The organism is Denitrobaculum tricleocarpae, assembly GCF_007004665.1.
Lineage (GTDB): Bacteria > Pseudomonadota > Alphaproteobacteria > Kiloniellales > Kiloniellaceae > Denitrobaculum > Denitrobaculum tricleocarpae.
The window spans coordinates 328256-339625 of record NZ_ML660057.1 but is presented as its reverse complement, the minus strand read 5'-3'; the positions used below and the strand labels follow the sequence as shown (position 1 = coordinate 339625).

At 59.5% G+C, this 11370-nt stretch carries 9 protein-coding genes; 7 read left to right on the top strand and 2 right to left on the bottom strand.

Annotation, left to right across the window (positions count from 1 at the left end):
* The first annotated feature begins 119 nt into the window (after positions 1-119).
* Positions 120-260, top strand: coding sequence for a hypothetical protein (locus FKG95_RS29725; protein ID WP_179954168.1), 141 nt, complete (start codon positions 120-122; stop codon positions 258-260).
* A 134-nt stretch (positions 261-394) separates the two neighbouring features.
* Here FKG95_RS29725 and FKG95_RS18710 read toward each other — a convergent pair whose 3' ends face one another.
* Together FKG95_RS18710 and FKG95_RS18705 are read right to left on the bottom strand one after the other, a co-directional pair.
* The gene (locus FKG95_RS18710; protein WP_142897918.1) at positions 395-703 is read right to left on the bottom strand and encodes a carboxymuconolactone decarboxylase family protein; all 309 of its coding nucleotides are present in this window, start codon (positions 701-703) and stop codon (positions 395-397) included.
* Positions 704-713: 10 nt separating this feature from the next.
* A complete protein-coding gene (locus FKG95_RS18705; RefSeq protein ID WP_246116822.1) occupies positions 714-1562 on the bottom strand; it encodes a helix-turn-helix domain-containing protein in 849 nt (282 codons plus the stop codon).
* 104 nt (positions 1563-1666) lie between these two features.
* Between FKG95_RS18705 and FKG95_RS18700 the strand changes: the two genes are divergently transcribed.
* From FKG95_RS18700 to narJ, 6 genes are all read left to right on the top strand, one after another.
* Complete coding sequence (locus FKG95_RS18700) at positions 1667-2131, top strand: universal stress protein (RefSeq protein ID WP_142897917.1); 465 nt, start codon at positions 1667-1669, stop codon at positions 2129-2131.
* A 62-nt stretch (positions 2132-2193) separates the two neighbouring features.
* Positions 2194-3846 (top strand): MFS transporter, encoded by a 1653-nt coding sequence (locus tag FKG95_RS18695; protein ID WP_142897916.1) that lies wholly within the window; start codon positions 2194-2196, stop codon positions 3844-3846.
* A 67-nt stretch (positions 3847-3913) separates the two neighbouring features.
* Positions 3914-5308, top strand: coding sequence for a NarK family nitrate/nitrite MFS transporter (locus FKG95_RS18690; protein WP_142897915.1), 1395 nt, complete (start codon positions 3914-3916; stop codon positions 5306-5308).
* 64 nt (positions 5309-5372) lie between these two features.
* Positions 5373-9137 (top strand): nitrate reductase subunit alpha, encoded by a 3765-nt coding sequence (locus tag FKG95_RS18685; protein ID WP_142897914.1) that lies wholly within the window; start codon positions 5373-5375, stop codon positions 9135-9137.
* A complete protein-coding gene (gene narH / locus FKG95_RS18680; RefSeq protein WP_142897913.1) occupies positions 9134-10657 on the top strand; it encodes a nitrate reductase subunit beta in 1524 nt (507 codons plus the stop codon). Before FKG95_RS18685 ends, narH begins: the two co-directional genes overlap by 4 nt.
* Positions 10657-11367 (top strand): nitrate reductase molybdenum cofactor assembly chaperone, encoded by a 711-nt coding sequence (gene narJ, locus FKG95_RS18675; RefSeq protein WP_142897912.1) that lies wholly within the window; start codon positions 10657-10659, stop codon positions 11365-11367. The genes narH and narJ overlap by 1 nt, the downstream gene beginning before the upstream one ends.
* The last annotated feature ends 3 nt before the right edge of the window (positions 11368-11370 follow it).

The window sequence follows — 11370 nt, the reverse complement described above, 5'->3', positions numbered from 1 at the left end:
AGCGGCAAGAGACAGACTATGCAAAAGGGCAGGGAGGAGCGAACGCGGTTCGAGGCCGACCTGGTGCTTAACACTGGGCGCTTCTTGAACGGGAGCGGTCGGACGACGCTGCCGATGCCATGAGCTGGTTCTTCCACCCCACGCTTGCACCCGACTTGCCGATCTTCGAAAAACTGCGTCGCCAGGGCTTGTCGATCCGGCAGACACAGTGGCGCAAAGCCCAGAGCGCCAATCAGGGCGTGGCCGCGACGGCAAGTTGATGTCGTTGCCGGCAACAGCAAATTCTGTGTGCCACACTGTGCGGCGAGACTATGCCATCAACAAAAGCTATGGGTCAGTTCAGAAAAACCGGCTGAGGAGGACACATGACTGGTGGCGGCATGAGGCCCGGAGATCACTTGATGTCTTCAATCCAGGTCTTGGCGGCTACTGCCCTTGGCAGGCCACAGGAACCGATCGCCAAAAGAGCAACCTGCTTTACCGCCGCGTCCTCGATGCCTTCCGCCCTGGCGCGGCGGGTATGGGAATGGACTGCGCCTTCCGACCCTATGCCGACCGCCAACGCCAGTTTGACCAGTCTTTTTTCACGGTCCGTGAGCGGGCCGGCCTCTGCTGTGGCTTTACCGAGGGCGGAATAAGCCTCCCAGATTTCAGGGAAGTTTTGAGTGAGCTCGCCGGCAGCGCCAGGAATCGTATTCGACATAACAGATCCTCTAAATTGAGTGGTCGTCTATGAGTGGACAGGGTTTTGCAAAGCGCTCCAGATCAGACTGGTCCGAGATTTGAACTCGCGTGCCGTCCACGATCACACCATAGGCGCGCAGGGACTTGAAAGCGCGGCTGAGGTTTTCAGGCGTCATCCCAAGAAATGACGCAAGCCTGCGTTTTTCAATCAGCAGATCAAATTCCGTCGCATTGTCGGCACGGATCTGTTGCCGCAAAAGGTAGTTGGCCAGGCGCTCCAGGGAAGTGCGCAGTTTCAGGTTCTTCGTGCTTTTGATAACGGATCGGTAGCAACGCGCCAGCTCGGTAACAATGGCCTTAGCGAAGAGTGGGTCGATTTCAAAGACTTCGCGCACATTCTCACTAGGGACGAGCACAATCCGGCTCTTCTCAAGAGTGCGTGCCGACATCAGATAGGGCGCATTCTTGATGGTTGCCGCGAGGATAAAGGTCGAGATCGGAGTGACGGTAGCCATACTCGTCTCGCGGCCCCTCCAGCCGGAGAAGAGGTCGACCGATCCGCTCAGGACGATATGCAAAAAGTCGCTCGGGTCGCCTTCGCTGATCAGTTCGATCTGCGGTGGGAAATTCTGAACGTAGGATCCCCGCATAAGAACGAGGAAGTGATCCTCTTTCATGCCCTTGAAAAGGTCCAGCTCGCGAATTTCGGGGAAGTGAGACTTCGGCATATGAAACTGCTGCGTTTGTGAATACGCTTGATATTTATCAGGTCTCTTCACGGTAAAAGTCAAGAATTCATCTTTCCTTCTGTTTTGGCGGCCTTGATTTTGACAGGCACGAAAAACGAAATATTTCTGTAAGCCATTTATTTTAAACAAAAAATCCTGCCAATTGATCCTTGTCAACTCCTCGGGAGCTTAATTGCTGGCTTATGGCGTCAGGCGCCGGTTCCAACCCGCGCAACGACCGAAGGAGGACAGTGATGGAAATAATGCTCGCCTACGACCATTCGCGTAACGCGCGGATTGCGCTCGAAGCCGTAAAGGAAATGTTCGGGGCGATTAAGCCGAACGTCACACTGATTTCGGTGATTGAAGACCCAGGGAGCGCGACGGCCGGCGCCGACGAGATGTTTAAAGAGCAATATGCCGAACAGAAGGCTGGTGTCGATGCGGCGGCAGCCGAACTCATGGCTGCAGGCTTTCCCTCGAAGGTCGTTGTAGCCGAGGGCGACGCCCGCAAAATGATTTTGCGGGCCTGTGATGAGCGCAAGCCGAATTTGCTTGTTATGGCGCGGCACAGTCACAAACCAGACGGCAATTTCATCACCCGGCGCCTCGATGCGCTGGTTGAGGAATTTGACCACATGACCTTCGGGTCGGTCTCCGCCTTTCTCGCCCGGCGTGTCCAATGCCCGCTTCTGATCGTTCCCACCGGAAGCGATTGAGCCAGGCGGTTCATCCACGACAACGACCTTTCATTAGTTTCTAGCCCGACCGAGGCCCCCCAATGCAAGTATCCGACGTCTTCCGGTTCAAGAACCGTGAAATCCGGGCGCTCCACCTGACCTGGATCGCCTTCTTCATTACATTCTATGTCTGGTTCAATATGGCGCCGCTTGCGTCATCAATTCTGAAGTCAGCCGACTGGCTCACGAAAGACGATCTTCGCCTCTTCGCGATCGCCAACGTGGCGCTCACTATTCCGGCCCGCATTCTCGTGGGCATGGCGCTCGACAAATGGGGGCCGCGTCGGGTCTTTTCCCTCCTGATGATCACGATGGCGATTCCGACCTTCGTTTTTGCATTCGGCGAAACCCGCGAGCAGCTCTTTATCTCACGCCTTGTGATGTCATCGGTCGGCGCCTCCTTTGTCGTCGGCATCCACATGACGGCGCTTTGGTTCAAGCCACGCGATATCGGCTTCGCTGAGGGTTTTTATGCCGGTTGGGGCAATTTCGGTTCGGCTGCTGCTGCCTTGACGATCCCCACGGTCGCTCTGACGATTTATGGCGGCGATGACGGCTGGCGCTATGCGATCGCTACCTCAGGCGCAATCATGGCGCTTTACGGGATCTTCTACTGGTTCGCGATTACCGACGGACCGACGAAAGACACTCACAAGAAGCCTCGGCAAGCGGCGGCGCTGGAGGTTTCCAGTTATCGCGACCTGGGCCTCCTGGTTCTATTCACAATCCCGCTGGTCGGCATTCTTTCGATCCTCGTCTGGCGGATCCAGGGTATCGGCTATATTGACACGCTCACGGCCTCATTCTGTTACGCAGCGATCGTGGTGGTCGTAATCTACCAGATCTGGCAGGTCCTGCGTGTCAACCTGCCAACGCTGAAGAAGGGTGTGCCTGAGGACGACCGTTATCCCTTCTCATCGGTCGCGGCTCTCAACACCACCTATTTCGCTAACTTCGGCGCTGAACTTGCTGTGGTGTCAATGCTGCCTTTGTTCTTCCAGGAGACCTGGGGCTTAACACCGGTCACGGCGGGTATCATCGCTTCGTCCTTTGCTTTCGTGAACCTCTTCGCGCGGCCCATGGGCGGACTTGTTTCCGACCGCTTCGGCAACCGCCGCTTCGTCATGCTGTCTTATATGTTCGGCATCGGCATCGGCTTTGTGCTGATGGGGCTTCTGGACTCGACCTGGCCGCTTATCATCGCCATCTCGATCACCATCGCCTGTTCTTTCTTCGTACAGGGCGCCGAGGGCGCGACCTTCGGTATTATTCCTTCGATCAAACGGCGCGTGACCGGGCAGATCGCGGGTATGGCAGGTGCCTACGGCAATGTCGGCGCGGTCTTCTATCTCTTCATCTTCATGTACGTCACGCCGTCGCAGTTCTTCTTCATCATCGCGGCGGGCGCATTCATCAGCTGGGCGGTTTGTGCGCTCTGGCTGCGTGAACCGCAAGGCGGCTTTGGTGACGAGTATGTGATCTCGTCTGTCGATGAAGCCATTGCGAACGAGGCGCAGCTGCGCCGTGAGACTGAAGCTGATCTCGCGGTGATCTTCGCAGGCAGCGAAAAAGTGGCTCTGGCCGACAAGGGTACGGGCCTGACCGTAACCGCCAGGTTCAAAGACATCGATGACCTGAGAACGGCGCTTGCGCGCCTCGGCAACGGCAGCACCAAGTCGGCGCCTGCTGAATGAAACGCCGGTAGCCCGGCGTGCCGGGCCACCACCTCAATTCTTACGCCAAACCGGGAGGAACCTACCCATGGCGACCACAGACCACTCCAATCAGCCGCAGGGTCATGTTCTGACCGACTGGCGCCCGGAAGACCCTCAGTTCTGGAGCGATCGGGGCCGCGCCATTGCGACCCGTAATCTCTGGATTTCGATCCCCAACCTTCTCCTGGCTTTCTCGGTCTGGATGGTGTGGTCGGTCGTGGTGGCGCGGCTTCCGGCGATCGGCTTTGACTACACGACGGGTCAGCTCTTTTGGCTGGCTGCTCTGCCCGGCCTTTCCGGCGCGACTCTCAGAATCTTCTATACCTTTATGATTCCGATCTTTGGTGGCCGGAAGTGGACGACGTTATCCACGGCCTCGCTGCTCTTTCCAGCGGTCGGGATCGGCTTCGCCGTACAGAACCCGGAGACACCATATGTCTTGTTCGTGGCCCTGGCGCTGATGTGCGGCTTTGGCGGCGGTAACTTTGCTTCCTCCATGGCCAACATCGCCTATTTCTACCCCAAGAAAACCAAGGGTAATGCGCTGGCTCTGAACGCAGGCCTGGGTAATCTCGGTGTCTCGGTGATGCAATTTGTCGTGCCGATGGTCATCACCGCCAGCGTCTTCGGGGCGATCGGAGGCGAAGCCCAGACGCTGGAAGACGGCAGCCAGCTCTGGATCCAGAATGCCGGCTTCATCTGGGTGCCTTTCCTGGCGGTTTCTGCAATCGCGGCCTGGTTCGGGATGAACGACATCGCCGATGCCAAAGCTTCGCTTGGCGATCAGCTCGCAATCCTCAAGCGCCGGCACAACTGGATCATGTGCGTTCTCTACACCGGGACCTTCGGATCCTTCATCGGCTATTCAGCGGGCTTCCCGCTTCTGATGAAGACTCAGTTTCCCGAGGTGAACGTCCTGTCCTACGCCTTCCTCGGTCCGCTCGTCGGCGCCCTCAGCCGTGCGGCGACCGGATGGGTCTCGGATAAGTTCGGCGGCGGCAGGGTCACCTTCTGGTGCTTCCTGGGGATGATCGTGGCGGTCTGGGGCGTGCTCCAGTTCCTGCCGCAGAACGGCACGGCCGGTGACTTCTGGGGCTTCTTCGCCTGCTTCATGGCGCTCTTCTTCCTGACCGGTGTGGCCAATGCCTCAACCTTCCAGATGATCCCTTCGATCATGAAACAGGAAATCCCGCGCCTGATGCCGAATACAGATCCGGCGGTGAGACAAAAAACGATCGAGCGCGAGAGCGCCGCGATCATCGCCTTCACCAGTGCGATCGCGGCCTATGGCGCCTTCTTTATCCCTAAAGCTTACGGCACCTCGATCAGCATGACGGGTGCCCCACACGGCGCGCTCTGGGCTTTCCTGGGCTTTTACGTCATCTGCCTCGCGATCACCTGGTTCTGTTACAGCCGCAAGGGCGCTTCGGTTCCCTGCTGACACTTTGAACATCCCTGCGTCGGTAAGGGCGCCGGCGCAGGCCCCACTCTGAGGAGACAGAGATATGAGCCATCTGCTCGATAGATTGAACTTCCTCCAGTCCAAGGAACTGGAACAGTTTTCGAACGGGCACGGCCAGGTGACACGGGAAGACCGGACCTGGGAAGACACCTACAGAAACCGCTGGCGGCACGACAAGGTCGTGCGCTCGACTCACGGGGTGAATTGCACCGGATCATGCTCCTGGAAGATTTACGTCAAGTCAGGGATCGTGACCTGGGAAACTCAGCAAACTGACTACCCGCGCACGCGCCACGATCTGCCGAACCACGAGCCGCGCGGCTGTGCGCGGGGCGCTTCCTACAGTTGGTATCTCTACTCCGCCAACCGCGTGAAGAACCCGCTGATCCGAGGCAAGCTGCTGAAACTCTGGCGCAGGATGCGCGAGACCATGGACCCGTTTGAGGCCTGGACCGCGCTGCAGCAGGATCCGATCCTGCGCGCCTCCTACGTCGAGGCGCGTGGTAAGGGCGGCTTTGTGCGCGCCAACTGGGAAGAGGCAACGGAAATCATTGCAGTTGCCAACGCCTATACGGCGAAGACCTACGGCCCCGATCGGATCTTCGGCTTCTCGCCGATCCCTGCCATGTCGATGGTCAGCTACGCCGCGGGCAGCCGCTATCTGAGCCTGCTTGGCGGCACCTGCATGAGCTTCTATGACTGGTACTGCGATTTGCCGCCTGCCAGTCCGATGACCTGGGGCGAACAGACCGACGTTCCCGAATCCGCCGATTGGTACAACGCAGGCTACCTGCTGGTTTGGGGTTCGAACGTGCCGCAAACGCGGACTCCGGATGCGCACTTCTATACTGAAGCGCGCTATCGCGGCACCAAGTCTGCTGTTATCTGCCCGGACTATTCCGAGGCCGCCAAGTTCGGTGACGTTTGGCTCAACGCCAAGCAGGGGACTGATGCCGCGTTGGCCATGGCTTTTGGGCATGTGATTCTGCGCGAGTTCCACTTGGACCGGCAGGCCGAATACTTCGAGGATTACTGCCGCAAATACTCCGACATGCCGATGCTGGTGCAGCTTGAGGAAAAAGACGGCCGGCTGCTGCCGGGCCGGTTCCTGCGTGCCGACAGTCTCGACGATAAGGTCGGCGAGGCGAATAACCCCGAATGGAAGACCCTGGCCTTTGACGAGACCAGCGGCAGTCTGGTCGCGCCGAACGGCTCGATCGGCTATCGCTGGGGCGAGCAAGGCGAATGGAATCTTGAGGAACGGGCCGGCGAGGCGGAAACCCGTCTTCTGATGACGTTGATCGGCGACAGCGACCACGATGAAGTCGCTTCGGTCGATTTCCCGTATTTCGGCGGTGTGGCCACGGCTGAATTCGCCACGGACGCGGATCATCCTGAAGTTCTGACCCGCCACATCCCGGCCCGGCGTATAAAAACCGGGCAGGGCGACATGCTGGTTGCCACTGTCTTCGATCTCTTTTGCGCCAACTACGGGCTCGACCGCGGTCTCGGCGGAGACTGGGTGACACACGACTTTATGTCCGATGTTCCCGGCACGCCGGCCTGGGCCGAGAAGATCACCGGTGTCGACGCCGAAAAAATTATCCATGTCGCGCGTGAATTCGCGTCCAACGCCGAAAAGACCAATGGCAAGTCCATGGTCATCATCGGCGCGGGGATGAACCACTGGTACCACATGGACATGAACTACCGCGGCATCATCAACATGCTGGTGATGTGCGGCTGTGTGGGTCAGTCAGGCGGCGGCTGGGCGCACTATGTTGGACAGGAGAAGCTGCGTCCGCAGACCGGCTGGGCGCCCCTGGCCTTCGCACTCGACTGGGGCCGCCCACCCCGGCATATGAACTCCACCTCAGCCTGGTACGCCCACACCGATCAATGGCGTTACGAGTCCCTGACGGCGAAGGAGATTATCAGCCCCACCGCGCCTGACGGCGACTGGGATGTTTCCCTGATCGACTACAACATCCGCGCTGAGCGCATGGGCTGGCTGCCCTCGGCACCGCAGTTGAAAACCAATCCCCTGGAAGTAGCGAAGGCGGCCAAAGCGGCGGGCAAGGAAATTCCCGCTTACGTGGCCGAGCAGCTCAAGTCGGGTGATCTGGAGATGTCCTGCGAAGACCCGGACGCGCCCGAGAACTGGCCGCGCAATCTCTTCATCTGGCGGTCCAACCTGCTGGGTGCGTCGGCCAAGGGCCACGAGTACTTCCTCAAGCACCTTCTGGGCACCAATCACGGCGTCCTGGGCAATGACCTCGGCGAAGAAGGCCAACAGTTGCCGAAGGAGGCAAAATGGCATGATGAAAGCCCGCGCGGAAAGCTCGACCTGTTGGTCTGCATCGACTTCCGCATGAGCACGACGGCGGTCTATTCCGACATCGTGCTGCCCACGGCAAGTTGGTACGAGAAGAACGACCTCAACACCAGCGACATGCACCCCTTCATCCATCCGCTCCAGGCGGCGGTGGATCCGGCCTACGAGTCGAAGTCGGATTGGGAAATCTTCAAGGCGATCGCCAAGAAATTCCAGGAAGTCGCCCCCGGCGTCCTGGGCCAGGAGACCGACATTGTTGCCCTGCCCATCCTGCACGACACTCCGGGCGAGATCGCCCAGGACCAGGTGCGGGACTGGAAGAAAGGCGAGTGCGACCTGATCCCCGGAAAAACGGCCCCCGCCTATGTGGCGGTCGAACGGGACTACACCGCAATATACGATCGCTTCGTTGCCGTTGGCCCCCTGATGGACAAGATCGGCAACGGCGGCAAGGGCATCGCCTGGGACACCAAGGACGAGGTCCAACACCTGCGCGAGCTGAACGGCGAGTGGCAGGACGGTCCGGCCAAGGGCTGCCCGAAGATCGTGACCGACATCGACGCTTCGGAAGTGATCCTGATGCTGGCGCCGGAAACCAACGGCGAGGTTGCGGTCAAGGCGTGGCAGGCGCTCGGCAAGGCAACGGGCCGCGAGCACGCACACCTGGCGCTGCCCAAGGAAGACGAGAAGATCCGCTTCCGCGATATCGCGGCGCAACCGCGCAAGATCATCTCCTCCCCCACCTGGTCGGGCCTCGAGAGCGAAAAGGTCTGCTACAACGCGGGTTACACCAATGTCCACGAGTTGATCCCCTGGCGGACCCTGACGGGCCGGCAGCAGCTCTACCAGGATCATCTCTGGATGCGTGCTTTCGGTGAGGGCTTCATGTCCTACCGGCCGCCGGTGGATCTCAAGACCATCACCGAAGAATTGAACAATGACGCCCGTGACGGCAATCCTCATCTGGTGCTGAATTTCATCACGCCGCATCAGAAGTGGGGTATCCACTCGACCTATAGCGACAATCTGCTGATGCTCACGCTGAACCGGGGCGGTCCCGTGGTCTGGATCTCCGAGCCTGACGCCAAACGTGCCGGGATCGAGGACAACGACTGGGTCGAGGCCTACAACGTGAACGGCGCACTCACGGCCCGCGCCGTGGTCTCCCAGCGCATGATGGATGGCACGGTCTTCATGTACCACGCGCAAGAGAAGATCGTGAACACACCGGGGTCCGAGAAGACCGGCCAGCGGGGCGGCATTCACAACTCGGTGACGCGCGCGACGCTCAAGCCCACACATATGATCGGCGGTTATGCCCAGCAGAGCTACGGCTTCAACTACTACGGCACCGTGGGATCGAACCGGGACGAGTTCGTCGTTGTCAGAAAAATGAGCAAGGTCGATTGGCTTGATGAACCCGCCAGCGAGCCCACCAGCGAGCCCACCAGCGAGAAGGACACCGCGAAATGAGAGTACGAGCACAAGTCGGCATGGTGTTGAACCTCGACAAATGTATCGGGTGTCACACCTGCTCCGTCACCTGCAAGAACGTCTGGACCAGCCGCGACGGCGTCGAATACGCCTGGTTCAACAACGTCGAAACCAAGCCCGGCACCGGTTATCCGACCGACTGGGAGAACCAGGCCCGCTGGAACGGCGGCTGGGAGCGGACCGCATCTGGTAAGCTCCAGCCGAAACAGGGCTCGAAGTGGCGCATCCTGGCGAACATCTTCGCCAATCCGGATCTGCCCGAGATCGACGATTACTACGAGCCCTTCGATTTCGATTACGATCACCTCAAGTCGGCACCGGAGATGACGGCCTTCCCGACGGCGCGGCCGCGCTCCAAGATCACGGGCGAGCGTATCGAGAAGATCGAGAAGGGTCCCAACTGGGACGAGATCCTCGGCGGGGAATTCTCGAAACGCAGTGAGGACTATAACTTCGAAGGCATCCAAAAGGAGATCTACGGGGAGTACGAGAACACCTTCATGATGTATCTCCCCCGGCTCTGCGAGCACTGCCTGAATCCCGCCTGCGCGGCCTCCTGCCCCTCCGGCGCGATCTACAAGCGCGAGGAGGACGGCATCGTCCTGATCGACCAGGAGAAATGCCGTGGCTGGCGCATGTGCGTCAGCGGCTGCCCCTACAAGAAGGTCTACTACAACTGGTCCACCGGCAAATCCGAGAAATGCACACTCTGCTATCCACGGATCGAATCCGGTAATCCGACCGTCTGTTCGGAAACCTGCGTCGGCCGCATCCGTTACCTCGGTGTCATACTCTACGATGCCGACAAGATCGAAACGGCGGCCAACGCCGAAAAGACGACCGACCTTTACGATGCGCAACTGGATGTCTTTCTGGACCCGAACGATCCCGAGGTCATCGAAGCCGCAAGAGCGGACGGCATTCCGGCGGACTGGATCAAGGCCGCGCAGGAAAGCCCGATCTGGAAAATGGCGATGGAGTGGAAGGTCGCCTTCCCTCTGCATCCGGAATACCGCACCCTGCCCATGGTCTGGTACATCCCGCCGCTCAGCCCGATCCAGAATGCCGCACAGGCCGGGGCGATCGGCATGGATGGCGAAATGCCTGATGTGCGCAGTCTGCGCATACCGGTCAAATATCTCGCTAACATGCTGACGGCGGGCGACGAGGAACCGGTCGTCCAGGCCCTCGAACGGATGCTCGCGATGCGGTCTTACATGCGCTCGAAAACCGTCGAGGGTGTGATTGACGAAGGCATTGCGGCGCGGGTCGGACTGAACGGCCGCATGATCGAGGATATGTACAAGATCATGGCAATCGCGGATTACGAGGATCGCTTCGTCATCCCCACCACGCACCGCGAAGAAGTCGAAGATGCCTATAACCTGCGCGGCGGCTGTAGTTTCACAGACTCCAACGGCTGTTCCGGTGGGATCAGCAAGGGCAATCTCTTCGGTAGTAACAAACGTCCACTGAAAATGCCCAAGGAGGTCGTGTGATGGACCGCACTGTCAAAGCCCTCTCATTGATCCTCAGCTATCCGACACGCGCGTTGCAGGCGGCCATGCCGGAAATCGGCGGCGTTCTTGCCGCAGACAGCCGTTTGACGGCGGCAACCCGCCGGGCGCTGCGACTGTTGATCGAAAATCTGGCCAACCGCGATATCTACGACCTCGAAGAAGAGTTCGTGTTGCTCTTCGATCGCTCGCGCAGTCTGTCGCTCAACCTCTTCGAGCATGTTCACGGCGAGAGCCGCGACCGGGGCGGCGCCATGGTCAGTCTGGTCGAGACCTACCGTGCGGGCGGTTTCGAGCCCGTCACCGCCGAACTGCCCGATCATCTGCCGGTGCTGCTTGAGTTCCTGGCGACTCAACCTGCGTCTGAAGTCCGGGAGACCCTGGCGAATGCAGCGCATATCTTTGACGCCCTAAGCACGCGCCTCGAACGGCGCGAAAGTCCCTACAGCGCCGTGTTCACGGCTCTCCTGCAACTTTCCGGCGTCCGGGCCGACAGCGAAGCCGTGGCCGAACTTCTGGAGCAGCCCGAGGACGACCCCGGCGACCTCGCCGCCCTCGATACTGTCTGGGAAGAGAGCCAGGTCACTTTTGGCCCCGACCCCAATGCCGGTTGTCCGCAAGTGCACGAAATGCTGTCGCGCATGGAACTGCCCATCAACTCCAATTCGGCCCGACACGTCGCGGCCAAATGACGA

What these genes read in the sequence shown, in the direction of transcription:
- FKG95_RS18710 (WP_142897918.1), bottom strand. Translation starts at nt 703, where the DNA reads ATGTCGAATACGATTCCTGGCGCTGCCGGCGAGCTCACTCAAAACTTC.
- FKG95_RS18685 (WP_142897914.1), top strand. Translation starts at nt 5,373, where the DNA reads ATGAGCCATCTGCTCGATAGATTGAACTTCCTCCAGTCCAAGGAACTG.
- narH (WP_142897913.1), top strand. Translation starts at nt 9,134, where the DNA reads ATGAGAGTACGAGCACAAGTCGGCATGGTGTTGAACCTCGACAAATGT.
- narJ (WP_142897912.1), top strand. Translation starts at nt 10,657, where the DNA reads ATGGACCGCACTGTCAAAGCCCTCTCATTGATCCTCAGCTATCCGACA.
- FKG95_RS18690 (WP_142897915.1), top strand. Translation starts at nt 3,914, where the DNA reads ATGGCGACCACAGACCACTCCAATCAGCCGCAGGGTCATGTTCTGACC.
- FKG95_RS18700 (WP_142897917.1), top strand. Translation starts at nt 1,667, where the DNA reads ATGGAAATAATGCTCGCCTACGACCATTCGCGTAACGCGCGGATTGCG.
- FKG95_RS18695 (WP_142897916.1), top strand. Translation starts at nt 2,194, where the DNA reads ATGCAAGTATCCGACGTCTTCCGGTTCAAGAACCGTGAAATCCGGGCG.
- FKG95_RS29725 (WP_179954168.1), top strand. Translation starts at nt 120, where the DNA reads ATGAGCTGGTTCTTCCACCCCACGCTTGCACCCGACTTGCCGATCTTC.